At 44.7% G+C, this 25,870-nt stretch carries 26 protein-coding genes; 10 read left to right on the top strand and 16 right to left on the bottom strand.

Features of this window, described 5'->3' with window-relative positions:
• Positions 1-102: 102 nt before the first annotated feature.
• From ACMXYV_RS10285 to ACMXYV_RS10305, 5 genes are all read right to left on the bottom strand, one after another.
• Entirely contained in the window at positions 103-504 is a 402-nt protein-coding gene (locus tag ACMXYV_RS10285; RefSeq protein ID WP_415888410.1) for a VOC family protein, read from the bottom strand.
• A gap of 96 nt (positions 505-600) precedes the next feature.
• Positions 601-966: a hypothetical protein gene (locus tag ACMXYV_RS10290; RefSeq protein WP_415888411.1), complete on the bottom strand. Its 366-nt coding sequence runs from the start codon at positions 964-966 to the stop codon at positions 601-603.
• Positions 967-1,037: 71 nt separating this feature from the next.
• Entirely contained in the window at positions 1,038-1,514 is a 477-nt protein-coding gene (locus ACMXYV_RS10295) for a hypothetical protein (protein WP_415888412.1), read from the bottom strand.
• Positions 1,515-1,624: 110 nt separating this feature from the next.
• Positions 1,625-1,951, bottom strand: coding sequence for an elongation factor Tu (locus ACMXYV_RS10300; RefSeq protein ID WP_415888413.1), 327 nt, complete (start codon positions 1,949-1,951; stop codon positions 1,625-1,627).
• A gap of 547 nt (positions 1,952-2,498) precedes the next feature.
• Positions 2,499-3,137, bottom strand: coding sequence for a glutathione S-transferase family protein (locus tag ACMXYV_RS10305; RefSeq protein ID WP_415888414.1), 639 nt, complete (start codon positions 3,135-3,137; stop codon positions 2,499-2,501).
• Positions 3,138-3,290: 153 nt separating this feature from the next.
• On the opposite strand from ACMXYV_RS10305, the gene ACMXYV_RS10310 reads away from it, so the two are divergent.
• Complete coding sequence (locus tag ACMXYV_RS10310; protein WP_415881513.1) at positions 3,291-3,845, top strand: TetR/AcrR family transcriptional regulator; 555 nt, start codon at positions 3,291-3,293, stop codon at positions 3,843-3,845.
• A gap of 127 nt (positions 3,846-3,972) precedes the next feature.
• Here ACMXYV_RS10310 and ACMXYV_RS10315 read toward each other — a convergent pair whose 3' ends face one another.
• Positions 3,973-5,640: a glutamine--tRNA ligase/YqeY domain fusion protein gene (locus ACMXYV_RS10315; RefSeq protein ID WP_415888415.1), complete on the bottom strand. Its 1,668-nt coding sequence runs from the start codon at positions 5,638-5,640 to the stop codon at positions 3,973-3,975.
• A 300-nt stretch (positions 5,641-5,940) separates the two neighbouring features.
• Here ACMXYV_RS10315 and ACMXYV_RS10320 point away from each other — a divergent pair, with 300 nt between their 5' ends.
• A complete protein-coding gene (locus ACMXYV_RS10320; protein ID WP_415891435.1) occupies positions 5,941-6,462 on the top strand; it encodes a peptidylprolyl isomerase in 522 nt (173 codons plus the stop codon).
• Positions 6,462-7,187, top strand: coding sequence for a UDP-2,3-diacylglucosamine diphosphatase (locus tag ACMXYV_RS10325; RefSeq protein WP_415888416.1), 726 nt, complete (start codon positions 6,462-6,464; stop codon positions 7,185-7,187). The genes ACMXYV_RS10320 and ACMXYV_RS10325 overlap by 1 nt, the downstream gene beginning before the upstream one ends.
• Positions 7,188-7,255: 68 nt before the next feature.
• Here the strand turns inward: ACMXYV_RS10325 and ACMXYV_RS10330 are convergent, their stop codons facing one another.
• A complete protein-coding gene (locus tag ACMXYV_RS10330; protein WP_415888417.1) occupies positions 7,256-7,864 on the bottom strand; it encodes a tRNA-(ms[2]io[6]A)-hydroxylase in 609 nt (202 codons plus the stop codon).
• A 137-nt stretch (positions 7,865-8,001) separates the two neighbouring features.
• Here ACMXYV_RS10330 and ACMXYV_RS10335 point away from each other — a divergent pair, with 137 nt between their 5' ends.
• On the top strand, positions 8,002-8,862 hold the full coding sequence (locus ACMXYV_RS10335) for a hypothetical protein (RefSeq protein ID WP_415888418.1): 861 nt from the start codon (positions 8,002-8,004) through the stop codon (positions 8,860-8,862).
• Between the two features lie 19 nt (positions 8,863-8,881).
• Here the strand turns inward: ACMXYV_RS10335 and ACMXYV_RS10340 are convergent, their stop codons facing one another.
• Entirely contained in the window at positions 8,882-9,514 is a 633-nt protein-coding gene (locus tag ACMXYV_RS10340) for a LysE family translocator (protein ID WP_415888419.1), read from the bottom strand.
• 383 nt (positions 9,515-9,897) lie between these two features.
• On the opposite strand from ACMXYV_RS10340, the gene fusA reads away from it, so the two are divergent.
• Together fusA and ACMXYV_RS10350 are read left to right on the top strand one after the other, a co-directional pair.
• Positions 9,898-11,982, top strand: a complete 2,085-nt coding sequence (fusA, locus tag ACMXYV_RS10345; RefSeq protein WP_415888420.1) for an elongation factor G — start codon at positions 9,898-9,900, stop codon at positions 11,980-11,982.
• Between the two features lie 253 nt (positions 11,983-12,235).
• A complete protein-coding gene (locus ACMXYV_RS10350) occupies positions 12,236-12,463 on the top strand; it encodes a DUF1059 domain-containing protein (RefSeq protein WP_415891436.1) in 228 nt (75 codons plus the stop codon).
• Between the two features lie 6 nt (positions 12,464-12,469).
• On the opposite strand, the gene ACMXYV_RS10355 is transcribed toward ACMXYV_RS10350, so the two are convergent.
• On the bottom strand, positions 12,470-13,255 hold the full coding sequence (locus tag ACMXYV_RS10355; RefSeq protein ID WP_415888421.1) for a substrate-binding periplasmic protein: 786 nt from the start codon (positions 13,253-13,255) through the stop codon (positions 12,470-12,472).
• A gap of 188 nt (positions 13,256-13,443) precedes the next feature.
• Between ACMXYV_RS10355 and ACMXYV_RS10360 the strand changes: the two genes are divergently transcribed.
• Complete coding sequence (locus ACMXYV_RS10360; RefSeq protein ID WP_415888422.1) at positions 13,444-14,202, top strand: DUF4344 domain-containing metallopeptidase; 759 nt, start codon at positions 13,444-13,446, stop codon at positions 14,200-14,202.
• Between the two features lie 80 nt (positions 14,203-14,282).
• Here the strand turns inward: ACMXYV_RS10360 and ACMXYV_RS10365 are convergent, their stop codons facing one another.
• Positions 14,283-15,404: an MBL fold metallo-hydrolase gene (locus ACMXYV_RS10365; RefSeq protein WP_415888423.1), complete on the bottom strand. Its 1,122-nt coding sequence runs from the start codon at positions 15,402-15,404 to the stop codon at positions 14,283-14,285.
• Between the two features lie 109 nt (positions 15,405-15,513).
• On the opposite strand from ACMXYV_RS10365, the gene ACMXYV_RS10370 reads away from it, so the two are divergent.
• Both ACMXYV_RS10370 and ACMXYV_RS10375 read left to right on the top strand, forming a co-directional pair.
• Positions 15,514-16,125 (top strand): TetR/AcrR family transcriptional regulator, encoded by a 612-nt coding sequence (locus ACMXYV_RS10370; RefSeq protein ID WP_415888424.1) that lies wholly within the window; start codon positions 15,514-15,516, stop codon positions 16,123-16,125.
• Between the two features lie 16 nt (positions 16,126-16,141).
• Positions 16,142-16,801, top strand: a complete 660-nt coding sequence (locus ACMXYV_RS10375; protein WP_415888425.1) for a DUF4253 domain-containing protein — start codon at positions 16,142-16,144, stop codon at positions 16,799-16,801.
• 147 nt (positions 16,802-16,948) lie between these two features.
• Here ACMXYV_RS10375 and ACMXYV_RS10380 read toward each other — a convergent pair whose 3' ends face one another.
• Positions 16,949-17,464, bottom strand: a complete 516-nt coding sequence (locus ACMXYV_RS10380) for a PepSY domain-containing protein (RefSeq protein ID WP_415888426.1) — start codon at positions 17,462-17,464, stop codon at positions 16,949-16,951.
• A 226-nt stretch (positions 17,465-17,690) separates the two neighbouring features.
• On the opposite strand from ACMXYV_RS10380, the gene ACMXYV_RS10385 reads away from it, so the two are divergent.
• Positions 17,691-18,557 (top strand): DMT family transporter, encoded by an 867-nt coding sequence (locus ACMXYV_RS10385; protein WP_415888427.1) that lies wholly within the window; start codon positions 17,691-17,693, stop codon positions 18,555-18,557.
• Positions 18,558-18,687: 130 nt separating this feature from the next.
• Here ACMXYV_RS10385 and prpF read toward each other — a convergent pair whose 3' ends face one another.
• The 5 genes from prpF to ACMXYV_RS10410 all read right to left on the bottom strand — a co-directional run bounded on the left by prpF (position 18,688) and on the right by ACMXYV_RS10410 (position 25,750).
• Complete coding sequence (gene prpF / locus ACMXYV_RS10390; protein ID WP_415888428.1) at positions 18,688-19,866, bottom strand: 2-methylaconitate cis-trans isomerase PrpF; 1,179 nt, start codon at positions 19,864-19,866, stop codon at positions 18,688-18,690.
• 341 nt (positions 19,867-20,207) lie between these two features.
• Complete coding sequence (acnD, locus tag ACMXYV_RS10395) at positions 20,208-22,814, bottom strand: Fe/S-dependent 2-methylisocitrate dehydratase AcnD (protein ID WP_415888429.1); 2,607 nt, start codon at positions 22,812-22,814, stop codon at positions 20,208-20,210.
• A gap of 123 nt (positions 22,815-22,937) precedes the next feature.
• Positions 22,938-24,065, bottom strand: coding sequence for a 2-methylcitrate synthase (gene prpC / locus ACMXYV_RS10400; protein ID WP_415888430.1), 1,128 nt, complete (start codon positions 24,063-24,065; stop codon positions 22,938-22,940).
• Positions 24,066-24,150: 85 nt separating this feature from the next.
• Complete coding sequence (gene prpB / locus ACMXYV_RS10405) at positions 24,151-25,044, bottom strand: methylisocitrate lyase (RefSeq protein ID WP_415881526.1); 894 nt, start codon at positions 25,042-25,044, stop codon at positions 24,151-24,153.
• Positions 25,034-25,750, bottom strand: coding sequence for a GntR family transcriptional regulator (locus ACMXYV_RS10410; protein ID WP_415881527.1), 717 nt, complete (start codon positions 25,748-25,750; stop codon positions 25,034-25,036). Before ACMXYV_RS10410 ends, prpB begins: the two co-directional genes overlap by 11 nt.
• Positions 25,751-25,870: the final 120 nt, after the last annotated feature.

The raw sequence follows: 25,870 nt of genomic DNA on the forward strand, positions 1-25,870 counted from the left end.
CGCCTTTTAGGACGCTTCGCTAGAGGACGCCGCTACGCGGCTAGAGAAAAAGTCTTTGCTGCATGCATGGGATCGTACAGATTCGTATACTACGCTCCGCTATTACACCCTACTTGCGGGTTGATGGAACTCGATTACATTGTCATCAGGATCCCTAATAAAGAAAAACTGAGCACCCTTGTATTCAACTTCTCCCGTAATCGGGAAACCAAGCTCCTCAATGCTAGTTTTTGCTGAATTGTAATCGGTTACTTCAAGGGCAATATGTGTATAGCCGGAGTATTTAAGGTCTGCTTCCATCAACATATTCTTCTTTGGTGCCTCTTTAGAGACATTCAGAATAAGATTTATATTTATTCCCGATGGATGCTCAATGATAGCAACAGGCTCTGGCCCCACAGGACCAACAATAAATTCAAACCCAAGCTTTTCATAGAACTCACGAGAGACATCCATATCCCTAACTCTCAATCCTACATGATTTATTCTCGTGATCTCTTTCATAATATTTCCTAGATGTTGGGAGTTATAGGGGCAGCTAACGCTTAAAGCTGCCGCGCAGTATGCGTCGGATGCCTTTTCTTGTTAGCTGCTGACGCTTTACCAATTTTTCAGCGCCCGTTTAATTTGTTGGGTATCAGATGTAAGAACTGCTTCAGCGCACCAATTTAAAAAATTTCGTAGTACAGTGCGCTGCCTAGAGTTACACCGGTGCTTAAAGTTTAAATAGGTATAGTCGGCTTGCTGACACCGCCCATACTCAGCAAGAGCATTGGTGGTATACATTTCAACTAAACCTTTATCTTTATTCCTAACAACCCAGAGCATGTAAGCAGGCACATAAGCGAAATGATCAAAATCAGACTCTATCTCCAGTAAGTTTTCATGGCTTTCGATAAAATCATCAGACAAAGGCTCTGACTCAACTTTAGGAAACGCATACCTGATCTCTTCTAGTATTTCCATATTGCCTCGGTGAAGCAGCTAACGCTCAAAGCAGCCGCGCAGTATGCGTAGGATTCCTTTTCTTGTTATACCTAAACATCACTATCTAAAGGACTCTTCAGATAGGAAGTGGCTATTTCTAAAGCTTTATCTGGAGTTTGTTCAGCAAGCTTATCTATCATTTCTTTAGCTTTCTGCTTCCAGTATGAGTCAGTTAATTGAGCGTACTCTATTGAGGCATACATCTCCCTTAGGTCTCTAAGACGATGTTTGACTCTAATACTTAGACGCAAATCAGTTCTGTCGCAGTTTTTATGCTCACGACCATGTATGAACCAGTGACCGGAAAAGTTGTTGTCCAAGAAAGTAATGGTTTTCATCTGGAGAATAGAATGCTTCTCCATATTTTCTTCACCATCCAGAAAAACACTGCTCTGAGTATTTCTGTCATATTCATGGTCTTGAATATTGGCAATATCTGATTGCCATTCTTCCCATTCAGAGATGAGCTTACCAAACTCTGAGGCCACCCAATCCTTTCTGGGGTTTGTTATTCTAAGTTGCTCCATAACTTCCTTACTTGGTATAACCCCTTTGTAACGGGCAGCCTTGTGGCGAAGCCACGCTTAAGGCTGTCCAGCACGAAGTGCGTTCGTTGACAAACTTGTTATGCGGCTGGCTATTTTGCACGATTTGCTGATTGCTCCAGATCAATGATTTTGGTTATTACACCTTTACCTACCGTACGAGCACCTTCTCTTATTAAGAACTCCATACCTACATGAACATTGCCTATGTGCTCTTGCGGGCTTAGAAAACCTAGATAGGCTCGTACAGTTTCACCTGGATTAACCACCTCTACATCTGGGTAAATATGTGAAGCATCCCAATCCTGCTCGTTATAATAAAATTGCGGCCTGTAACCAGTAAAAGCAGGAGTAGATCTACCGCCTTCTTCTGCGGTGAGGAAATATATTTCTGCTTCAATATCTTTAGGTTCTGGCATATTTCTTAAGCCACATAACATTTGTATATAAGGGGACCCGTATATCTACCCTAACCGTATTTGTTTAAGAACAGATGTAACGAATTGAAAAGGAAGGATTATTTTAGAGGTGTTTAAAATTCTTCCGTGACAAACCACGCATGCGCTATATCCGTTGATATACATTCTTTATAAACAAAAAGCTTCGTATATCTACCCCTGTTAGACATCCATCTGTCTGTTTTATAGGTATTTTTAACTTAGCACTAGGTGGAAAGCAAGCATCATCAAGTTCAGTTATCAGTCCTTAAAGAACAGTTTAGTTACCACTACAAAATTTACGGGATAAATAGCCAGAAATAAGAGGCGTTTAATCTATAGGATATTTACCTAAAACCTATTCCTTCCTGAGCTAATCATACAAAAAGGGTGTAACAGTCATCCCATTACACCCTACTTTCTAATCAACTTCTGAATTGCCCTTTTGCTTTTTCTCTAGCGAAGCGTCCTAAAAGGCGAAGCTGATCTCTAGCTGCGCAGCAGCGTCCTCTAGCGTAGCGTCCTGCCCTTACTTAAGAATGTCTTTAGCAAAATCTTGCTGACGAATCGTCTGGATATAGTTCAGTAGATTTTCGTGCTTAGCCACCAGCGGCTTGCCTACTTCATTGCCTTCGATGTAATCGATAATTGGAATCAAGATTAGGTCTGCAGCTGTCAGTTCGTAACCGCAGATAAAAGGATAATCAGCCAGCTGATCAGCAACTACGGATAGTGCGTTTTCGATACCTGGGACTGCTGCTTCTACTTTATCCATGCGTACTGTGCCGTTTTCACCTTTCGGGAAGATGAACTCAAGCAACACTTTACGTACGATTTCAAAATCCACATAGATGCCGCTGATACCACTCCACGCTTCCACTTGGGCTTGAGCATATGGATCAGTCGGATAGAGCTTTGCACCGCCATATTCATTTTCTAAGTAATGCAGAATCGCAACTGTCTCTGGAATTGGCCCCTTCTCAGTTAGAAGCACTGGAAATTTGGTATATGGGTGGATCGCTTTATGGCCTGGGGTATGAAAGCCCACTGCTTCGCCATCCACTTGTGTAGTTACCTCGTAAGGCAGTCCTTTTAGCTCGCAAGCCATCATCACACTGCGCACAAATGTACTAAAAGATGGACCATAAATTCGGATTGGTGCAGTCATGCTTAAACTCCTGTTATCTAATTCGGTTAACTCATTCGGTTAACTCATTCGGTTAACTACCTGAGCTCCACTTTATTGACCGACACAATATGTTCAAGAACATATTTTAAACTTATGCCATACTCCGGCATAAGCAAGTACAGGAGTAGTTTTATGGGTTGGACGGCTGAACAGAAACAGCAAAGTCGTAAAAAGATCATAGATAGCGCTGCAGAACTCTTTACCAAAGACGGCTTTGATAAAGTCGCGATTAACGATGTGATGAAACACGCCGGTCTAACCCGAGGGGCGTTTTACAATCACTTTGAATCTAAGAGCGATCTTTACGCTGAAGCGATTTTAAGTGCTGCCCACCTAGCGAAAAGCCATACCATTGAACGCTCGGGTTTTCAGCTATCGGATATTATTGAAACTTACCTAAGCGACAAGCACCGGAACGGTGAGTTCTGCTGCCCATTAGCGTTTTTAACCACTGACATTCACCAACGGGATGATCAGGTCCGCACAACCTATACCCGCGTACTGAAAGGTTTTATCAATAATATCCATGAGCTAAATGAAGGCCAACCAGCCCTCGATGAGAGTGAAGCGATTAAGAAAGCAGTATTGATGATCGGCGGAGTTGCGATTGCCAGAGCGGTTAATGAAGACGATTTTGCAGAACAGCTATTAAGTGCCTGCCGCGAAGGGGTTAATAAAGGCGGGTAAAGACTGACAAAGGTAGGAAGAAACAGCCTACTGCAGATAAAACCAGCTCAAAACGAAAAACCGGCTAAAATCATCTCTGCTCTTAGCCGGTTTTAACTGACCTTAGCTGTTAATAGCTGGTCTTATATCACTTTCCCCACGAATCACGCAGGCCAGCGGTACGGTTAAATACCAACTTATCAGCTGTAGAGTCTGAATCTACACAGAAGTAACCGGTACGTTCAAACTGGTAAGCGCTTTCTACTGCTGCATCAGCCAAACCTACTTCACAACGGCTGTCAGTTCTAACCACAAGAGATTCTGGGTTGATGAACTCAAGGAAATCTTTTTCCTTATCACCTGTTGGGTTTGCTTCTGAGAACAAACGATCGTACTCACGCACTTCACAAGGCACAGAGTTATCAGCAGATACCCAGTGTACAACGCCTTTAGCTTTGTAGCCTTCAGGGTTAGCACCGGCAGTTGCTGGATCGTAAGTACACTTCAGCTCAACAACGTTGCCGTCAGCATCTTTGATAACTTCTTGGCAGGTAATAACGTAAGAACCACGTAGACGTACTGCAACACCTTGAGTTAGACGCTTCCACTTACGTGGCGGTACTTCCGCAAAGTCATCTTGTTCGATAAGAATGTTACGTGTGAAAGGAACTTTACGAACACCCATAGTTTCATCTTTTGGATGCTTAGGTAGCTCGAACCACTCTTCCTGACCTTCGTCATAGTTAGTGATTGTGACTTTCAATGGCTGAACAACACACATTGCACGCGGTGCATTTTTGTCTAGGTCTTCACGAACGAAGAATTCGAACTGAGCCATATCCACTGTGCCGTCAGTTTTAGCAACCGCTAGGCTGTCACAGAAGTTACGTACAGAAGCTGGCGTATAACCACGACGACGTAGGCCAGAGATAGTTGGCATACGCGGGTCATCCCAACCATTTACATGGTTCTCATCAACAAGCTGCTTCAACTTACGCTTACTGGTTACTGTGTAGTTTAGGTTTAGACGACCAAACTCATACTGACGTGGCTGAGATGGTACAGGTAGGTTTTCGATGAACCACTCGTACAATGGACGATGATCAGCAAACTCTAGTGTACAGATAGAGTGCGTTACACCTTCAATCGCATCTTCTTGACCATGTGCAAAGTCATAGCTTGGGTAGATACACCACTTATCACCTGTTTGGTGGTGAGACTCTTTACGGATTCGGTAAAGAATCGGGTCACGCAGGTTCATGTTGGAAGACGCCATGTCGATCTTAGCGCGAAGAACACAGCTACCTTCGTCAAACTCACCCTTTCTCATACGTTCTAGAAGATCAAGGTTCTCTTCAGGTGAACGCTCTCGGAATGGGCTGTCTTTACCTGGTTCAGTTGCCCAACCACGGTACTCTTTAGCTTCTTCTGGACTTAGGTCACAAACGTAAGCGTTACCTTCGCGAACAAGGTGTTGTGCCCACGCGTAGAACTGATCAAAGTAGTTAGAAGCGTAACGAACTTCGCCCGCCCACTTAAAACCTAACCATTCAACGTCTTTCTTGATGGCATCAACGTATTCTTGATCTTCTTTGGTCGGGTTAGTGTCATCAAAACGCAGATTACATTCGCCATTATATTTGTCAGCAGTGCCAAAGTTCAGGCAGATAGACTTAGCGTGGCCAATGTGAAGATAACCATTTGGCTCTGGTGGAAAACGCGTAACAACTTTTCCGTTGTTCTTACCGTCTTCCAGATCCTGTTCAATCACCTGATGAATAAAGTTCGTAGGTTTACTGCTTTCTGTATTGCTCATAAAAACGTCTTAATCCCGACATTGCATGAATTCTGAATTGCCCTGAAACGCGTCCACATCTATAGGGCATAAATTGTTGTACATTATAAACGGATGCGCCGCCTAATTGGCAGTGGATATCAGTAAGAATTTTTCAATAAATTCGTAAGTAATCCCCGCAGATAGAAAAGGACACCTACAACTCTTTGGGGTTGGTACTTTAGAATCAATTATTCGCCACTTAGGAATAAACAGTGATGCGTTTCTCTTAGACTTGCGTATAATGGGCCAGTCAAAGGCGAAGAAGTGGACTTTACAACAATGATCATCCTCCATACTAATTTTGGTGATATCTCTATAGAGCTAGACCACGATAAAGCTCCGAAAACAGCAGCAAACTTCGAGCAATATGTCACGGAAGGCTTCTACGATGGCGTTATTTTCCATCGTGTAATCAATGGTTTCATGATCCAAGGCGGCGGTTTTGAACCAGGCATGGTACAAAAAACTACTCGCGAAACGATTGAAAACGAAGCAGACAACGGTCTATCTAATGCGGCAGGCACTATCGCTATGGCACGCACAATGGATCCACACAGCGCATCTGCACAGTTCTTTATTAATGTTTCTGACAACACTTTCCTTGACCACACAGCGAAAACAACTGAAGGTTGGGGTTACGCGGTATTTGGTAAAGTTGTCGACGGTATGGATGTAGTCAACAAACTAAAAGCAGCATCAACTACTATCCGCGCCGGCCACCAAGACGTTCCAGCTGAAGACATCATCATCGAGTCAGCTGAAATCGCTACAGAAGAAGTAGAAAGCGCAGAAGAAGAATAATGCCCGTATACTTTGTCTCAGATATACATCTGAAACCCGAACGCCCGGATCTTACCCGGGCGTTTTCGTATTTCCTAGAACATACCGCTACCGATGCAACACAGCTATACCTTCTAGGGGATATTTTCGAAGCATGGATTGGCGACGACTGCCCCACCCCCGGCTTGGATGATCTTTTACAACAACTCAAAACATTGAGTGACAATGGCTGTGAAATCTTCTTCCAACACGGCAACCGCGATTTCTTGGTCGGCGAACAGTTCTGCCAAAGCATCGGAGCTAAATTGCTACCTGAAGAACTTGTGCTTTCACTGCCAATTGGTAATACCGTGGTTCTTCATGGTGATCAGCTTTGCACTGATGATACTGAATACATGCAATTCCGCGCTTTGGTTCGCAATCCACAATGGCAACAAGATTTCTTAAGTAAGTCATTGGAAGAGCGTTTAGCTATCGCTCGACAACTACGAGACACAAGCAAACAACGTACAACCGAAAAGTCTGACTACATCACCGATGTAAATGCTGATGCGGTTAAACAGTCTTTTGCTGATAACAAAGTTTCACTGATGATCCATGGTCATACCCATAGACCTGCTATACATGAAGTGGAGCTAAGTTCTGAGCCCGCGACACGTATTGTGCTCGGCGATTGGGATAAACTCGGCTGGTATCTTAAAGTCGATCAAGATGGATACAATCTCATTAGCTTCGAAATCGAGTGATGTAGGAGCTCACCCTGTGAGCGATAAATGATAAAAATCGCCCACGGGGGTGGGCTCCTACATAACACTCAGATGAATGTTGGAGCACCACTGTGAAAACGAAACTCGTCATCCGGTGATTCAACCAATTCACGCTCAACTTCACGGAAGAACGCTACGCGCTCATCAATAGGTTCACCGGCATAGTCTGCTGCGAGACCTAAGTAATCTTGGTAGTGACGGCCTTCTGATTTCAGCAAGGAGCGATAGAACTTAGCCAGCTCCTCATCCAAGAAAGGCGCTAATTTGGCAAAACGCTCACAAGAGCGTGCTTCAATATAAGCACCAATAATGAGAACATCGATCAAACGGCCCGGTTCTGATGTACGTGCATGAGTACGCATACCCCCCGCATATCTTGCAGAAGACATATGATCATAAACCACACCTCGGTCCTGCATGATCGCCAGCACTTGCTCAAAGTGAATCAGCTCTTCACGTGCTAGACGTGACATCTTATTTAACAGTTCAAGACGATCAACATAGCGAAACATCAATGTCATTGCTGTAGAAGCCGCTTTCTTCTCACAATGCGCATGATCAATCAGAAGGATATCCTGATTCTGCAAAGCAGCTTGAATCCAAGAATCGGGAGTTTCACATGCTAAAAATTCTTTGATCTCGTCGAGAGCGTCCATTAATACCTGACCTAACACATTGTAATAAGGAGGCGCATTATAGCCATTGATATAAGACTTTTTAACCTAAGAAGTCCTATATTCCTTAACTGATTGATCTACTACAATAAAATGGTCCAATTTGGCTGAGTAGTACAATGCGAATCTTTTTAACGCTACTGTTATTAGTATCAAGTCAACTCAATGCTGACACCCTATCGATCGGTGTTCATGCCAATTACATTAATGAGCATTTTAAATTAGCGGCTGGTAAACAAAGCTATTCAAATGTCTTACCGGTAAAAGAGTGCCCAAAACTAGACTCGCAAGAACTTAAAGATATTCAACGGATCACCATGGACATCATGGTGATTTGCAACGCTGTAAAATCAGCCGGTTACGTCGATATTATTCGACTGGTGCCATACCCTAATGTTGCGCGCGGCCTACAGTTAGCCACTAACAATAAAATTGATATGGTTGGCCAATCGCTGTTTGAAAGCGATCATCGTGAGAGTAAAAACCTCTTAATAACCGCGCCCATTATTCGGAAAGGGGAATTTCAGGTCGGCGTTTTTTCCACTAAGAATCGATCTGATATATTGACGTTAGGTGAAAATATCGATGTCACCAAACTAAGAGGGGTTACCGTTAAAAGTTGGAAAACCGACCAAGCGACTCTGAACAATATTGGAACGAAGCAAGTAAACCTACTTCCAACTAGAAACCTTATTGCTAATTTTATCTCCAGTGGCCGTGGGGACTTTACCCTCTCCTACCTTAAAGAGCCGGTAGTCACGAGAATCGGCGGTGAGCTAATCCGGTTACCTGGAGTCAAAGTAAGCTTTGATGCGTCTCGCTCTTTTATTTTGCCGGCGCGTAATACTGAGCTTTTCAATATCCTGCAAAGCTACATCCAACAGCAAAGACAAAAATCACCAGATGCGATTCGCCAAGCTTATATACACGCAGGCTTTATTACTGAAGATTACGATCAATGGCGTGATCTAGCCAAGTAGTACGCTAGCTTAAGTAGCATTATCTTTCAGTCGTAACGAGCTTGAGCGCCAAACCAACAAAGACTGTTCCCGCCACTTTATTGATGATCGACTGACCCAGTTCGGAATCTTGAACCCAACCGCGAAGACTCCCCGAAAGCAACGCCACCGAACTCATGACAAAGAAAGCAACAACAATAAACACCAAGCTTAACGCAAAGAGTTGCTGACTTACCGAGCCAATCGCAGGATCGGCAAACTGAGGTAAGAAAGCCATGAAAAAGATCGCTAATTTAGGATTAGTAGAACTCATCAGAATCCCACGACGATAGAGTTGCAACGCACTAAGTTGTGGTTGCTCTGACAGGGACACTTTAGCAGCGGCCGTACGAAAAGACATAAACGCCAAATAAAGCAGATAACCCACACCGACCACTTTAAGCAGGGTAAACGCCAAAGCACTGGCCTGAAAAATTGCAGCCACACCTAAGGTTACGGCAAGCGTGTGAAATAGCAGACCCGTACATAAACCTAGAGTGACAACAATACCCGCTTTACGGCCATGAAGAATCGACTGTATCAAAACAAAAATATTATCCGGCCCAGGGGCATAGGAAATTAATGTAGACGCGACAATAAATCCGATCAACACATCAAAACTTAACATACTCATAACTACCAATATTATTTATCTACCGTGGATCATAATCAGTCATAACAATCATTCAAATCCCTTATTTAATCTAAATCCTTTAACTTTTGGGGGTTACGAACAATTTATTGATACCAAACACTTCTGTTAGCTCCAATAGATACAAACCAGTGCAATTCAATATTTTATCCCAAATAAGCCACCTAAACCTTTTATATCAACAAGTTAAAACCATAATTACAGTTAAAAAAACTATCGAAATCAACAAAGACCAATCATCTATAGCTCTGCAGACATAAATATCAGCAGAAAGGATTATTTCCTTATAATTTTTCTTCGAAAAGTAATAAAAAACCCTGTATACTGTCGCGCAATTTTAGGACCTCACTTAGTCGAGTAAAGAAATGACAGATTTATCCAAATACAGAAATATTGGTATTTTCGCGCACGTAGATGCGGGTAAAACTACTACAACAGAACGTATCCTAAAGCTTACGGGTAAGATCCATAAGACTGGTGAGGTACATGACGGCGAATCTACTACTGACTTCATGGAACAGGAAGCTGAGCGCGGTATTACTATCCAGTCTGCTGCGATCACAACGTTCTGGGACGATCACCGTATGAACGTTATCGATACTCCGGGACACGTTGACTTCACAGTAGAAGTTTACCGTTCTCTTAAAGTATTGGACGGTGGTATCGGTGTATTCTGTGGTTCTGGTGGTGTAGAGCCTCAGTCAGAAACTAACTGGCGTTATGCAGATGAGTCCGGCGTATCCCGTATCATCTTCGTAAACAAACTAGACCGTCTAGGTGCTGACTTCCTTAAAGTTGTTGATCAGATCGAAAACGTACTAGCTGCTAAGCCACTAGTTATGACTCTACCAATCGGTCGTGAAGACGACTTCGTTGGTGTTGTAGATATCCTAACTAAGAAAGCATACGTTTGGGATGATTCTGGCCTTCCAGAGCGTTACGAAATTAAAGACGTTCCTGCCGACATGGTTGAAGACGTTGACATGTACCACGAACAGCTAATCGAAACAGCTGTTGAGCAAGATGACGACCTAATGATGGCTTACATGGAAGGCGAGCAGCCAACTATGGAAGAGATCAAGCGTTGCATCCGTAAAGGTACACTTGAACTAGCATTCTTCCCAACTTACTGTGGTTCTGCATTCAAGAACAAAGGCATCCAGCTTATTCTTGACGCTGTTGTTGATTACCTACCTTCTCCAACAGAAGTTGCTGCTCAGGATCTTACTGATGAAGCAGGCGAGCCTACTGGTGAAGTTGCAACAGTATCTGTTGACGAGCCATTCCGTGCACTTGCATTTAAGATCATGGATGACCGCTTCGGCGCACTAACGTTCGTACGTATTTACTCTGGCGAACTGAAGAAAGGCGACACAATCCTTAACTCGTTCACAGGCAAAACTGAACGTATCGGTCGTATGTGTGAAATGGAAGCTGATGAGCGTAAAGAACTTGATTACGCTCAAGCAGGCGACATCATCGCGATCGTTGGCATGAAGAACGTTCAGACAGGTCACACACTTTGTGATACTAAGAACCCATGTACTCTTGAAGCCATGGTATTCCCTGAGCCTGTAATCTCTATCGCTGTTGAGCCAAAAGATAAAGGCGGCGCTGAGAAAATGGGTCTAGCTATCGGTAAGATGGTTGCAGAAGATCCAACTTTCCTAGTACACACTGATGAAGACAGCGGCCAGACTATCCTGCGCGGCATGGGTGAACTTCACCTAGACATCAAAGTCGACATCCTTAAGCGTACTTACGGCGTTGATCTGATTGTAGGTGAGCCACAAGTAGCTTACCGTGAAACAATCACGAAAGAAGTTGAAGATAGCTACACGCATAAGAAACAGTCTGGTGGTTCTGGTCAGTTCGGTAAGATCGATTACCGCATCAAGCCAGGTGAGCCAAACTCTGGTTTCACATTCACGTCTACCGTTGTTGGTGGTAACGTACCTAAAGAATTCTTCCCTGCTGTAGAGAAAGGCTTCTCTAGCATGATGGAACAGGGCGTTCTAGCTGGTTTCCCTGTACTAGACGTTGAAATCGAACTATTCGATGGTGGCTTCCACGCGGTTGACTCCTCTGCTGTAGCATTCGAAATCGCTGCTAAAGGCGCTTTCCGTCAGTCTATCCCTAAAGCAGGCGCTCAACTGCTTGAGCCTGTTATGAAGGTTGACGTTTTCACTCCAGAAGATCACGTAGGTGACGTTATCGGTGACCTTAACCGTCGTCGTGGCATGATCTCTGGTCAGGAAACTGCAGGTTCTGGTGTACGTATCAAGGCAGATGTTCCACTATCTGAAATGTTCGGTTACATCGGACACCTACGTACAATGACATCTGGTCGTGGTCAATTCTCCATGGAATTCTCTCACTACTCTGCATGCCCGAACTCTGTTGCTGAAGCAGTAATTGCTGAAGTTAAAGAAAAGAACGCTGAGAAGTAATTTAATTACTTAGCTCGTTAAAAAAGCCCGCTGAGAGATCAGCGGGCTTTTTTTGTTTTTAGACCAGTCACTACCTGCCAGCAATTGCGATAACCAGCATATACTTTCTCTTCTGCTGAGATTCCTCTTTTCCCTTGCTTAGCTTTTATTATCTGCGTAGATATACCGAAGTTGCCGATTCCCTGATTCTTAACTAACCTAACAACCTTAGAGGTCAGTAACTAAAGATACGAGGAGTGGAATTTTGAAAACGATGACTTGCAGACAACTCGGCGGCGGTTGCGATCTTGAGATTAAAGCCAACACATTTGAAGAGATGTCTGAACTTGCGAAGCAACATGGAATGGAGATGTTCCAGCAACAGGATGCCGACCACGTAGCAGCTATGCAAAAAGTACAACAGCTGATGCTAGACCCTGCTGCTATGCAAGCATGGATGAACGAAAAGCGCGTAGAATTTAACGCTCTTCCAAATGACTAGTCCTGACTAATATTGGTATTGACTTTCGATCGCAGCAAAGGTTCCATCTGCCTTCATCTGCTCCATTGCCAGCCTTACCTTCTCTACAAATGCAGGCCCAACCCTAGCTTTTGAAAATAAGAGGTACGTTGACCAAGACAGTACTTCCATACGCTCACCTTCATGCATAACAATATCGATTTTTTCATCAAGCCCTTGCTCTTTTATATAGAACATCACCGGAAGAAGATCACCCACAAACATATCGACTCGATCGTTCAGGAGCTGATTAACACTTTGCTCCGTTGAATCTGCCAATTCAATTTTATGAAATCGTTTGTCATCCAATGCATTCCTAAACTTTCCACTTCCATAGAGGTAGCCAGCTCTTACTGAGATATCTTTATCGATTACATTGCTAAAATCAGGCTTAACCTTAAATAGATCAGCTTTGCGCTTAAACAACACATAACTTTGCTGAATCAAAACACTATCAACGTAGTAGCCCCATTTCTGTCGAGGTTCGTTTTTGCCAGCATTAAATAGCAGATCACGCTCTCCATGCTCAGTCACATAAACCGCTCGCTTCCATGGGAAAAACTGGAAATCAATTTGTTTTACGCCGACTCGAGTTAGAGCCTCTTTGGCGATATCTATAGCAAGCCCTTTAGGTTCACCATTTTCTCGATATTCATAGGGAGGATAATGAATCGTCGTTGCAAAGATCACTTCTGGAATATCATCAGCATACACAGCAGAAGAACATAGCGCACAAAAACAAACAAACCGTACTAAGTACCGTTTCAACCCCATCTAGCGCGCCTCACATCACTAAAACATCTGGAAAGTATTATGCATATCCCGCAGAGATCAAATCAGTATATCTACTAACAACCCACGACAAGAATTAAGCAAGGTTTAAGCATCTTACCTGTATGCTTACGTATAAGATAATGCGTAAAATCAAATAACCCTAATTAATTCATAAGAGGCATCTACCGATGAGAGCCACATATTTATGTATCTTCGCCACCCTTCTCATCTTAGCGACCTCACCACTAAAAGCAGAGATCACCGGATCATTCGATCCAATTAAAAGCACGACTGACACATCGGCCAAACAAATAGCCAAGACATCATTCGATCTATTTCATTCAGCCACCAATAAACTCTTAGAAACTAATCCCGATGTATCTGTTAGCTTTGGCTACGAAGACGGCCCACTCTACGATCCGACCACGAATCAGATCCATATTCCTTATGACTTCATATCAGAGGTACAACAGAGATTTGATAAAGCAGAGTACCAACAATCGGGCGTAAGTATTGATGAAGCTACTCAAGATGCTCTACTTCACACGCTTTTTCACGAATTAGCTCATGCTTTGATTAATATCTACGAGCTACCAATCGTCGGTAAAGAGGAAGACGCTGCAGACAGTCTTGCTACATTTTTACTTATAGAACTGTTTGAAGATGGTCAGGAGATCGCTATCAGCGCTGCAGATTTATTCGACCTTGAAAGCACAGATCGAGACGTATTAGACGACGAGGACTTCTGGGGAGAGCACAGCCTTGATGAGCAACGTTTCTTCGCTACGCTTTGCCATGTTTATGGTAGTGCACCCGACCAATATGACAGTCTTATCGAAGCCGGTTACTTATCAGAAGATCACACAGAACGCTGTATTGAAGAATATGAGCAACTGACCTTCAGTTGGACACAACTACTCGATCCACACCTAAAGCATACTGATTAACCCTAAATAACGGCTAAGCAGCCACCTCATCTGAGGCAGCGCTTAGCAAAGGGAAAGTCTAAATGAAAACTATCATTACCTTAGTTAGCCACCAACGCCTGATTTGCTGACGGATCGATCAGTTCTAACCACCACGCAACGGATTGAGCAGGAGCCTTAATGGACACTTGCTCTCCCATAACTGGCGTTAATAACTGAACCTGATTTTGTTCTGCAGCAATGCTGACACGCTCTAATGGCTCATACCAATCATGCAATGCCAAATCAAAGGTACTGTTGTGAATAGGCAGCATCGCCTTTCCTTTCAAATCCATATGCGCCTGAACACTTTGCTCTGGCAGCATATGAATTTCAGACCACAGCTCATTATAAGCACCGGTCTCAACCATAGTGATATCAAACGGCCCATAACGCTCGCCGATCTCTTTAAATCCACCAAAATAGCCCGAATCACCACTAAAGAAGAGATTCGCTTGTTCACCTTGAATCACCCAGCTAGCCCAAAGTGTTTCGTCTTTATCAAACACACCTCGGCCAGAAAAATGCTGTGCTGGCGTAGCAATCAACTTCACACTGCCAAGTTGTACTGATTCCCACCAGTCCTTTTCGATTACTCGTTTTGGATCTAAACCCCAATCAACTAACCTTTGCCCAACTTTTAGTGGCGTTACGAAGTACTCAACCTTAGCGCTCAGCTGTTTTAGCGTCTCTTTATCAAGGTGGTCATAGTGGTCATGACTAATCACAACCGCTTTCAATCTTGGAAGATCTTCAATTGCCAGCGGTGTTTCATGAAAACGCTTTGGCCCTGCCCATTGCACAGGAGAGCTACGCTCGCTGAAAACCGGATCGGTCAAAAAGAACTCGCCATCAAGTTTAATCAATACGCTTGAATGCCCTAGACGATACAAAACAGGCGAATCAGCATTTTGTAACTGCTGGAAAGAGATAGGCTCCACAGGCAGATTAACCTGTGGCTGCGGCTCACTTCGCTTAGCTCGGATAAATTCCCAACTAATATCCATCAGCTTGCCAAGGGTGTTCTGATAACTCATCTCGGTATTCTGAAACTTGCCCTTTTCCATCTGAGCACCACTGTGCCCTACCTGCTTTTCAGAACTTGTACTGCAACCTGAACCAAAAACCGACGCCACAATGACTCCTCCCGTTATGACCGATGCATACTTAACAAATGACCGCATAATCACTCCCCCAAAAAGTAAACTACACGGTGCAGTTTATATATTTCCATCAATAAGTAAACTAATCGGTGTATAATTTACTTTTCTTAACAAAGCAGGATTTCCGTACATGGCCGAACAAAAGCTGACACGGAGTGAGTTAAAGCGAAAAGCGATCCTAGATGCCGCCAAAAAATCTTTTCAAGAAAATGGCGTTCAAGGCACCAGCATGGATCAGCTAGCGGCACGCGCCCAAGTATCTAAGCGCACGGTATACAATCACTTTGATTCAAAAGAAGCCTTAGTCATGCACCTTGTTGCAGACCTATGGAAACAAGCGACGCAAGCAAATGAGTTCAAGTTTGATGCAGAAGGCGATCTTCACAATCAACTATCATCCCTATTACAAGCCGAGATGAATGTTGTTTGCAGCTCGGAATATCTTGATCTAGCCCGTGTAGCTATCGGCCATTTTTTCTATCACCCAGACGCTTTACAAGCAGAGCTAAGTCGTTTCGACAAAACTGAAACAGCGCTTTATCAATGGCTCGAAGCCGCGATTAATAACGGTCAACTGAAGAAGATAGACTCGACCTTTGCGATCAACCAGCTACACAGTTTAATTAAAGGCAATTGCTTTTGGCCTCAGTTGTTACAGATAGAAGCACCACCCTCACCGGACCAACGCCAACATCTAGCAGATGAATCAGCATCGATGTTTCTCACTTACTACCAGTGCTAACTATTAGGAACCAAACATGAAATTCGTCAATCTTGACCCGACTGATGCCTTCGCTAAAGCCATTAAGGCAAGCAGCAAAGATAACAAACTGGTGGTATGCGGTACTGAAGAAGATAAATCTTATATTGAAGAACATCTTCTAGAATCACCACAATCTCCAAAAGATATCATCCGTGCCGCAGCTAAGATCAAAGCTGCCAGCTGGCTTAAGCAACGGCGCCAATTATTAGAATCGAATGAAGAGTTAAACCTCGCAGAAATAACCGGCGAATGGAAAGCTGAGTCAAGCGATAAACAAAGTTTCAACTTAGCGACTGACTTTGTCACAGGCGAAGCCGTAGATAATCTTTTAGGCGTCAAAATTAAAACCGATAGCAGTTGGAAGATCCCTGCCCATTTTAAATTTGGTGGATGGAACGCCTGCCCTGAACCTGAAATTCATTGCGCTATTTGGAAACATTGGCAGCTAAAGTACGGCGCGAAAATTGTCGGCGTCAGTAACGACGTGATTGAAGCCTATATCACTAAGCCACCGCAAACAGCAGAAGAAGCAATGGAACTGGCTTGGGAGCAATATCTATATTGTCCTGATATTGTAGATCAAGGTGTTGAATCGGTTTCAAAACTTGCAGAAGTGCTACTTAACCACGACTGTTGGTACTTCTGGTGGGATTAGGTTTTGAGGCAGGCTAAGCTCGGTAGAAAACGGCTAAAAGCAGTAAAAGACTGATAGAGAAACAACTAGTTTAGAAAAAACCGTTCTGACAGCAAAATGACTGGCTGTCAGAACAGGTCCAGCGATAGATATATCTATAAGCAGATATTAACGACGCTCATCTTCTTCAATACCGATCTCCCACTTTTCAGTAGAAGATTCTAGGATCTTGCCATCTACAGCGCTCACTTCAACCTTAGTTTCAGCACCTGATTCGCTTTCGATATCTACTTCAAATACTGGATGACCATCAGATTTAAGTTCGAACTCAACTTCTTCAACTTCACCTGGGAAAGCAGCCTGAGCGATGCTAACAGCCTTAGCTTCGTCTAATTTAGCCATCTTCTGGAATTTAGGATCAGCTGCAGATTCAACTTCACCTTCTTGATAGATGATTTTGCCTGTAGCCACGTCACAAGTGAATTCCCACTCTTGCTCCTGACCATCAATCAACTCAATGGAATAAACATCTTTACCATTAGTTGTTAGCGCTTCAAGTTTAACCAACTGGCCTTCTTTAGAAGACTGGATCGCAGCAACACAGCTTTCTAGGCTATCAGCAAAAGCAGCTGAAGGAAGAACTACGGAAGATGCCAGTAATGTAGCTAAAATTGATTTTTTCATATCTAAAAATCCTTAGAAGATAAAGTATCTGCTGCAGTATAAAACGAAGCTCTACCTGCATTTATTGCGGCAGATCATACTGCAGCCATTAAGCCGGGAAAATATCCCGAGCCTCTTTTAGTTCTATAGTATTAATTTTTAATCATTTTTCATTATGTAATGCTGTGAATCACAACAGGCTTAGGGTACTGTCCTTACACCTACACGACCTAATACTGGGCTAAGGATGACGTTAAAATCTAAAGCGCTTCTCATTGCTTTCCTGCTAGTAGGCTTGTCGCTCATACCTGTCGGGGACTCTGCAGGGAAACTACTCGGAATACAGGGTGTTGATCCGCTTTTTATTGCGTGGAGCAGGCTCGCCGTAGGTTTTGCGTTTGTGCTTCCGTTCTCTGGATTATCCTTAAAAGAGATAGGCCAACTCTTTAACTGGCGCTTATTAATACGCGCCGGCTTATTCAGCTGCGCTATCTTCAGCATGCTCACAGCGCTTAAAACCGAGCCTATCGCCAATGTCTTTGGCATCTTCTTTATAGGGCCAATCGTTTCTTATTTCCTAGCCGGATTATTTCTTAAAGAGACAATTACACCCGCTCGCTCAATCGCTTTGCTTATAGGCTTTGCCGCTGTACTGATGGTGGTAAAACCTGGCTTTGATATGGGAGCAGGCGCCCCTTTAGCGCTTTTGGCAGGTACTTGTTTTGGTTGTATGCTGGTATGTAATCGATGGCTAGCCGGACAATTTAGACCAAGACTCATTCTGCTATCCACCCTGTTAGCAGGCAGCTTAGCCCTAGCGCCTATAGCTGTACCTACTATTCCAACAGAATTGGATACCCATCTGATCACACTAGTTTTAATTAGCTCACTCGCGTCTGCTATTGGCAATCTAATTATCCTACAAAGCAGCAAACACCTAGAAGCCAGTATTGTTGCACCGTTCGTTTATTCTCAACTCATTATCGCCACTGCACTTGGCGTTGTTTTGTTTGATGAATGGCCAGATATGATCAGCAGTATTGGGCTCATCATTATCTTTTCTTCCGGCATATGTTCTTTTTTCCTATCAAACAAAAAAGCGTCCAACTCATAGGTAAATGACCATTTAGCTTTTTCTAGACAAAAAAAACCACGCTAAAAAGCGTGGTCGTTAAGGAAGAGCTGGAGCATCTACTCTGATAGGAAAATAGAACCCCAGTGAGCCCTTCAGGGTTACTCTAGAACTAGAAACTGTCTCCTGGAATGCGTAGATTGCCTTCCATAATTACACGGGCACTTCGGCTCATTACTGCTTTCTTAGCAGTCCAATCGCCATTAACTTCTTCGGCCGCTGCACCGACACGCAATGTGCCTGATGGGTGACCAAAAGTTACCGCTTCACGCTCACCACCACCGGCAGCAAGGTTAACCAAGGTTCCTGGTACAGCTGCAGCTGTTGCAATAGCAACAGAGGCTGTGCCCATCATCGCATGGTGTAATTTGCCCATAGATAATGCACGTACACAGACATCAATAGCGTTCGCGGAGATCTGCTTACCGCTTGATGCTTCGTAGTCAGTCGCAGGCGCAACAAACGCAATCTTCGGCGTATGCTGACGTGCAACCGCTTCTGAGATATCGCTGATCAAACCCATCTGCACAGCACCGTGTGCACGCATAGTTTCGAAACGGGCCAACTCATCGGCATTACCATTAATATCTTTCTGTAGCTCGGTGCCTTTGTAGCCAATATCTTCAGCATTCACGAAGATAGTAGGGATACCTGCATTGATGAACGTTGCTTTAAAGGTACCAATGCCCGGTACTTCCATATCATCAACCAAGTTACCCGTTGGGAACATGGAACCTTCACCATCAGCCGGGTCCATAAACTCGATCACAACTTCAGCCGCGGGGAAAGTTACACCGTCCAACTCAAAGTCACCGGTCTCCTGCACTTCACCATTGGTGATTGGCACATGAGCAATGATGGTTTTCTTTATATTCTTTTGCCAGATACGAACTGTACAGATGCCATTTTCAGGAATTCGCTCAGGGTCGACCAAACCACCACTGATCGCGAAAGCACCTACAGCTGCCGTCAAATTACCGCAGTTACCCGACCAATCTACGAAAGGCTTGTTGATCGCTACCTGACCGAACAGATAATCCACATCGTGATCTGCAACTGAACTTTTATCCAAGATCACGGTTTTACTGGTACTGGATGTCGCACCACCCATGCCATCAATCTGTTGGCCGTAAGGGTCTGGACTACCAATCACACGCATTAGTATGTTGTCACGAGCCTCGCCTGGCTCTTGCGCTACTTCTGGCAGATCCTGACGACGAAAGAAAACACCTTTACTGGTTCCACCGCGATAGTAAGTCGCTGGGATTTTTATCTGTGGTACGTGTGACATAAACTTTTCCTACTTGATTCACACAGCTATCGAAAGCTGCTCTATCAATTCGAATAAAACGCTTAGTAACAATGACTGACATAACCTTGTTAACAAGGCCACGTGCAGTCTCTACTCTGGCCAGTCATTGTTAGTAAAAGCTTTGCTTCGAAACTCAGCAAAATGATGGGCGCTGCTTGCTCGACTTTGAAACCCCAGCCCTACGTGAGCCTGTAGAGCTAGTATTTGCAAACAACGCCTATCGGAACTGCCTGCTAATGCTTCAGTCACCCCTGCGCAGGCAGGGGCCTACATTATCTAGCGTAGATTCCAGCCTTCGCTGGAATGACAATCAAAGGTGCTTATGCATCGCCTTCTAGGAAATCTTTAGCGAAACGCTGTAGAACACCACCCGCGTTGTACACATGTACTTCAGCAGCAGTATCCAAACGACAAGTCACTGGTACTTCTACCTTCTCGCCGTTAGCGCGGTTGATGATCAGAGTTAGATCGCAACGTGGTGAGATTTCACCAACGATGTCGAATGTCTCAGTACCATCAATACCGTAAGTGTTTCGGGTATCACCCTCTTTGAACTGAACAGGTAGTACACCCATACCAACTAGGTTAGTACGGTGGATACGCTCGAAGCCTTCAGCAACGATTGTTTCCACACCTGCAAGGCGAACGCCTTTCGCAGCCCAATCTCGAGATGAGCCCTGACCGTAATCAGCACCTGCAACGATAATAAGGTTCTGTTTACGATCCATGTAGGTTTCAATTGCTTCCCACATGCGGCTTTCAGTACCTTCCGGCTCGATACGCGCAAGGGAACCTTGCTTGATCTCACCGTTTTCGTCACGGCACATTTCGTTCAACAATTTCGGGTTAGCGAACGTTGCACGCTGTGCTGTTAAGTGGTCACCACGGTGAGTTGCATAAGAGTTAAAGTCTTCTTCTGGAAGACCCATCTTCGCGCAGTATTCACCTGCGGCAGAACTCGCTTGAATCGCATTGGATGGGGACAGGTGGTCAGTTGTAATGTTGTCACCTAGAACCGCCAGCGGACGCATACCTTTCATAGTACGCTCGCCTGCCAGTGCACCTTCCCAGTACGGAGGACGGCGGATGTAAGTAGACATTTTACGCCAGTCGTAAAGCGGGCTTTCAGCACGCTCAACGTCACCCAGATCGAACATTGGGATATAGATCTGGTTGAACTGTTCTGGCTTAACTGCCTTCGCTACGATTTCATCGATCTCTTCATCAGATGGCCATAGATCTTTTAGAGTGATCTCTTTGCCATCAACAACAGCCAATACATCATTTTCGATATCAAAACGAACTGTACCTGCGATTGCGTAAGCGACTACTAGCGGTGGCGACGCTAGGAATGCTTGCTTGGCGTGTGGGTGGATACGCCCATCGAAGTTACGGTTACCCGATAGCACAGCTGTTGCATAAAGATCGCGCTCAACGACTTCTTTCTCGATCACCGGGTCTAGCGCACCAGACATACCGTTACATGTAGTACATGCGTATGCCACGATACCGAAACCTAGTTTCTCAAGTTCAGGTAATAGACCTGCTTCTTCCAAGTAAAGTTTCGCAACTTTAGAACCTGGTGCAAAAGAGGTTTTAACCCAAGGCTTACGCACTAGACCTAGCTCGTTTGCCTTTTTAGCTACTAGACCTGCAGCAACAACGTTGCGCGGGTTAGATGTGTTTGTACAAGATGTGATGGCAGCGATGATTACCGCACCATCTGGCATTAGACCTTCTGCTTCTTCAGCTTTTGCTGCAGCCAACATATCTTCGCCAGCGATACCACGCTCATTTAGCGCAGTTGTTGGTAGACGACGATGAGGGTTAGAAGGGCCAGCCATGTTGCGACCTACAGAAGATAGATCAAACTCAAGTACGCGCTCGTACTTAGCTTCAACTAGATCATCAGCCCACAGGCCCGTGTGTTTCGCATATTGCTCAACTAACGCAACCTGCTCAGGTTCGCGACCTGTTAACTTCAAGTAATCGATAGTCTGCTCATCGATGTAGAACATACCCGCAGACGCACCGTACTCAGGTGTCATGTTAGACAGAGTCGCACGGTCACCGATAGACAAAGTAGCAGCACCAGGACCGAAGAATTCTAGGTAAGCAGAAACAACTTTCTCGTTACGTAGGAACTCAGTCATTGCTAGTGCGATGTCTGTTGCTGTGATGCCAGGCTGGCGTTCACCAACAATCTTTACACCCACAATGTCTGGTAGACGCATCATAGAAGGCAGACCTAGCATAACGGTTTCTGCTTCTAGACCACCGACGCCAATCGCGATAACACCGAGTGCATCAACGTGTGGCGTGTGGGAGTCCGTACCTACACAAGTGTCTGGGTAAGCTACACCATCACGGTTTTGGATAACCGGAGACATCTTCTCCAAGTTGATCTGGTGCATGATGCCGTTACCCGCAGGGATTACATCTACGTTATCAAACGCAGTTTTACACCAGTCGATAAAGTGGAAACGGTCATCGTTACGGCGATCTTCAATCGCACGGTTTTTCTCAAAAGCATCTGGATCAAAACCTGGCGCTTCAACAGCCAGAGAGTGGTCAACGATAAGCTGAGTCGGTACAACTGGGTTTACCTTAGACGGATCACCGCCTTGATCAGCAATCGCGTCACGAAGACCTGCTAGGTCAACTAGTGCTGTCTGACCAAGGATGTCATGACATACAACACGCGCTGGGTACCATGGAAAATCCAGTGTACGTTTAGTTTCGATCAATTGTTTTAGAGAGTCGGTCAGCACAGATGGCTCACAGCGACGCACCAGTTGCTCTGCCAAAACACGAGACGTGTATGGAAGTTTTGCGTAAGCACCTGGCTGGATATCTTCAATCGCTTGGCGGGTATCAAAGAAATCTATAGAGGTACCCGGAAGAGGCTTGCGGTATTCAGTATTCATGGCACAACCTGTCAGGTTCATTCAAGCTGAGAGGGGTTAGCAAAGCTAATCTCTCAGCTTTTTATTATTCAAATCAGGACAGCGATCTGGCTGATAGCTCAAACCGCTGTCTACTGTCGTCTCTTATGGACGATCTTCGATAGCAACCCAATCAGCCGTTTCTGGACCCGTGTAGTCAGCAGATGGACGGATGATACGGTTGTTAGCGCGCTGCTCCATTACGTGAGCAGTCCAACCTGCCGCACGAGAGCATACGAAGATAGGCGTAAACAGCTTCGTAGGAATACCCATGAAGTTGTATGCAGATGCGTGGAAGAAGTCTGCGTTACAGAACAATTTCTTCTCGCGCCACATAACTGCTTCAACACGCTCAGAAACTGCGTACAAGTGAGTATCTCCAACCTGCTCAGATAGCTTCTTAGACCACTCTTTGATGATCGCGTTACGTGGGTCAGATTCGCGGTAGATCGCGTGACCGAAGCCCATGATCTTATCTTTACGCGCCAACATGCCCATGATTGCTTCTTCTGCTTCGTCCGCAGATTTCCACTGTTGAACCATATCCATTGCCGCTTCGTTAGCACCACCGTGCAGAGGACCACGTAGGGAACCAATTGCAGCAGTCACACAGCTATGAATATCAGATAGCGTAGATGCACATACACGCGCAGTGAATGTAGACGCGTTGAATTCGTGCTCAGCGTAAAGGATCAAAGACGCGTGCATTACTTCAACGTGTAGCGGCTCAGGCTTCTCGTTGTGAAGTGTCCATAGGAACTGCTCAGCAATAGAATCTGCATCAGTTTCAACGTTTACACGTACGCCATTGTGGCTGAAGTTATACCAGTAGTTGATCATGCCAGGGAAGACCGCAAGCATACGATCGATGTGATCGTGCTGCTCAGAGAAGTCTTTCTCTTCTTCTAGGTTACCCAACATAGAGCAACCTGTACGCATCACGTCCATTGGGTGCGCTTCAGCAGGAATCTGTTCTAGAACTGTTTTTAGTGCTTCTGGCAGAGCACGCATACCTTTTAACTTAGCTTTGTATGCATCTAGCTCAGCCTGATTTGGCAGTTTTCCGTATAGTAGAAGATAAGCAACTTCTTCAAACTGCGCTTTATCAGATAGTTCTTTGATATCGTAACCACGGTAAGTCAGACCTGAACCTGTTTTACCTACAGTACATAATGCCGTTTCACCTGCAGACTGACCTCGTAGACCAGCACCACCCAGTTTTTTGTCGACCATGATTATGCTCCTGTTTCCTATCTATGCGGGTTCTACGACCCGCTTGCTAAAATCAATTAAGTAAAGCGTAAACTCAAAATACCGCTTACTTGTTCTTACCTTCTGCGAACAACGCATCCAACTTCTGCTCGAAGTCGTGATAATTCAAGAAATCGTAAAGTTCCATACGTGTTTGCATGGTATCGACAACCGCTTTTTGATCACCATCTTTTAGAAGGTGCTCGTATACATTAAGGGCTGCCTTGTTAGCTGCGCGGAATGCAGACAGTGGGTAAAGCACCATGCTTGCACCGTGAGCAGCTAGCTCCTCGGTATTAAATAGAGGCGTAGCACCAAACTCAGTAATGTTCGCCAATAGGTGTGCACCGTTGATGCCATCAGAAAACGCTTTGTAATCATCTAGCGTATGCACTGCTTCTGCGAAGATGCCGTCTGCACCTGCTTCTAGACATGCTTGCGCGCGCTCTACCGCAGCATTTAGACCTTCCATCTGGAAAGCATCTGTACGTGCTACAACAAAGAAGTCATCATCAGTCTTTGCATCAACCGCTGCTTTAACACGATCAACCATCTCTTCAAGAGTAACAATCTCTTTGTTTGGACGGTGACCGCAACGTTTCTGTGCAATCTGATCTTCAATGTGAACTGCTGCTGCACCTGCTTTAGTCATCTCTTTGACCGTGCGCGCAATGTTAAAAGCTCCACCCCATCCCGTATCAATATCAACCATCAGCGGAGTTTCTACTGCGCTGGTAATACGGCTTACATCTGCTAGAACATCATTCATCGATGTCATGCCTAGGTCAGGCAAACCGTATGAGTGATTAGCGACGCCACCACCAGATAAGTAAATTGCTTTATGACCTACACGTTCAGCCATCATGGCGTGATATGCGTTAGTCGTACCTACAATCTGAAGTGGGTTTGTTTCAGCTAGTGCTTTACGAAAACGTGCACCGGCAGACAGGTTATTGGACATGTTCTTCCCCTCTGGTTTCGGTCGCTGCGTTCAGTTTCTCTTCCACGTTTCGGCGTGCTGCACCTATATGTCGGCGCATGAGCATTTCAGCCAATTCTGGATCACGAGATTCAATCGCGTCTACAATCTGGCGGTGCTCTTTAAGTGCACGTTTTGGTCGTGAACTAGAGACACTGAACTGGTATCTGTACATTCGTACTAAGTGATATAGATCCCCGCCTAAAAATTCGAGCAGTTTCTCATTTTTGCTGCCGTGAACAATGCGGTAGTGAAAATCCAGATCACCCTCTTTTTGGAAATACGATCGGCCCTCTAGCTGTTCGACACTCTGTTCATGCTCATCTAATAGAGCACGCAGGCTATCGATTTCGTCTTGAGGCATATTTTCTGCTGCTAAGCGGCAGGCCATACCTTCAAGTGCTTCGCGGACACGATATATTTCAATTAGTTCTTTTGCCGACAGATTAACAACCCGCGCACCGACATGAGGCTTACGCTCAACTAGCCTTAGTGCTTCCAAACGACGCATCGCTTCTCGCAATGGCCCACGGCTAATGCCGTATGTTTTGGCAAGCTCAGGCTCGCTGATCTTCTGACCGGGAGGAATATCCCCCACCACAATCGCAGTTACAATTTGTTCGCAAACGCGATCGGCCAATGTGCGCGTTTCTTGTTGAAACGCTTTATTATCTGTTTTATCAGTCATAACAACCCGTGATTGAAGATTGTCGACAATCTTGAACTGAGACCAAGATACTCCTGCTAAATTGAGCCGTCAACTCGAAATAGCGCAAAAATTGTCAACACAATACAAAAGTTTAAGGGT

Source organism: Neptuniibacter sp. SY11_33 (assembly GCF_047778025.1).
GTDB lineage: Bacteria > Pseudomonadota > Gammaproteobacteria > Pseudomonadales > Balneatricaceae > Neptuniibacter.

Excerpts from the sequence above, each read along its gene's own strand:
- ACMXYV_RS10285 (WP_415888410.1), bottom strand. The coding sequence starts at position 504 with ATGAAAGAGATCACGAGAATAAATCATGTAGGATTGAGAGTTAGGGAT.
- ACMXYV_RS10290 (WP_415888411.1), bottom strand. The coding sequence starts at position 966 with ATGGAAATACTAGAAGAGATCAGGTATGCGTTTCCTAAAGTTGAGTCA.
- ACMXYV_RS10295 (WP_415888412.1), bottom strand. The coding sequence starts at position 1,514 with ATGGAGCAACTTAGAATAACAAACCCCAGAAAGGATTGGGTGGCCTCA.
- ACMXYV_RS10300 (WP_415888413.1), bottom strand. The coding sequence starts at position 1,951 with ATGCCAGAACCTAAAGATATTGAAGCAGAAATATATTTCCTCACCGCA.
- ACMXYV_RS10305 (WP_415888414.1), bottom strand. The coding sequence starts at position 3,137 with ATGACTGCACCAATCCGAATTTATGGTCCATCTTTTAGTACATTTGTG.
- ACMXYV_RS10310 (WP_415881513.1), top strand. The coding sequence starts at position 3,291 with ATGGGTTGGACGGCTGAACAGAAACAGCAAAGTCGTAAAAAGATCATA.
- ACMXYV_RS10315 (WP_415888415.1), bottom strand. The coding sequence starts at position 5,640 with ATGAGCAATACAGAAAGCAGTAAACCTACGAACTTTATTCATCAGGTG.
- ACMXYV_RS10320 (WP_415891435.1), top strand. The coding sequence starts at position 5,941 with ATGATCATCCTCCATACTAATTTTGGTGATATCTCTATAGAGCTAGAC.
- ACMXYV_RS10325 (WP_415888416.1), top strand. The coding sequence starts at position 6,462 with ATGCCCGTATACTTTGTCTCAGATATACATCTGAAACCCGAACGCCCG.
- ACMXYV_RS10330 (WP_415888417.1), bottom strand. The coding sequence starts at position 7,864 with ATGGACGCTCTCGACGAGATCAAAGAATTTTTAGCATGTGAAACTCCC.
- ACMXYV_RS10335 (WP_415888418.1), top strand. The coding sequence starts at position 8,002 with ATGCGAATCTTTTTAACGCTACTGTTATTAGTATCAAGTCAACTCAAT.
- ACMXYV_RS10340 (WP_415888419.1), bottom strand. The coding sequence starts at position 9,514 with ATGAGTATGTTAAGTTTTGATGTGTTGATCGGATTTATTGTCGCGTCT.
- fusA (WP_415888420.1), top strand. The coding sequence starts at position 9,898 with ATGACAGATTTATCCAAATACAGAAATATTGGTATTTTCGCGCACGTA.
- ACMXYV_RS10350 (WP_415891436.1), top strand. The coding sequence starts at position 12,236 with ATGACTTGCAGACAACTCGGCGGCGGTTGCGATCTTGAGATTAAAGCC.
- ACMXYV_RS10355 (WP_415888421.1), bottom strand. The coding sequence starts at position 13,255 with ATGGGGTTGAAACGGTACTTAGTACGGTTTGTTTGTTTTTGTGCGCTA.
- ACMXYV_RS10360 (WP_415888422.1), top strand. The coding sequence starts at position 13,444 with ATGAGAGCCACATATTTATGTATCTTCGCCACCCTTCTCATCTTAGCG.
- ACMXYV_RS10365 (WP_415888423.1), bottom strand. The coding sequence starts at position 15,404 with ATGCGGTCATTTGTTAAGTATGCATCGGTCATAACGGGAGGAGTCATT.
- ACMXYV_RS10370 (WP_415888424.1), top strand. The coding sequence starts at position 15,514 with ATGGCCGAACAAAAGCTGACACGGAGTGAGTTAAAGCGAAAAGCGATC.
- ACMXYV_RS10375 (WP_415888425.1), top strand. The coding sequence starts at position 16,142 with ATGAAATTCGTCAATCTTGACCCGACTGATGCCTTCGCTAAAGCCATT.
- ACMXYV_RS10380 (WP_415888426.1), bottom strand. The coding sequence starts at position 17,464 with ATGAAAAAATCAATTTTAGCTACATTACTGGCATCTTCCGTAGTTCTT.
- ACMXYV_RS10385 (WP_415888427.1), top strand. The coding sequence starts at position 17,691 with ATGACGTTAAAATCTAAAGCGCTTCTCATTGCTTTCCTGCTAGTAGGC.
- prpF (WP_415888428.1), bottom strand. The coding sequence starts at position 19,866 with ATGTCACACGTACCACAGATAAAAATCCCAGCGACTTACTATCGCGGT.
- acnD (WP_415888429.1), bottom strand. The coding sequence starts at position 22,814 with ATGAATACTGAATACCGCAAGCCTCTTCCGGGTACCTCTATAGATTTC.
- prpC (WP_415888430.1), bottom strand. The coding sequence starts at position 24,065 with ATGGTCGACAAAAAACTGGGTGGTGCTGGTCTACGAGGTCAGTCTGCA.
- prpB (WP_415881526.1), bottom strand. The coding sequence starts at position 25,044 with ATGTCCAATAACCTGTCTGCCGGTGCACGTTTTCGTAAAGCACTAGCT.
- ACMXYV_RS10410 (WP_415881527.1), bottom strand. The coding sequence starts at position 25,750 with ATGACTGATAAAACAGATAATAAAGCGTTTCAACAAGAAACGCGCACA.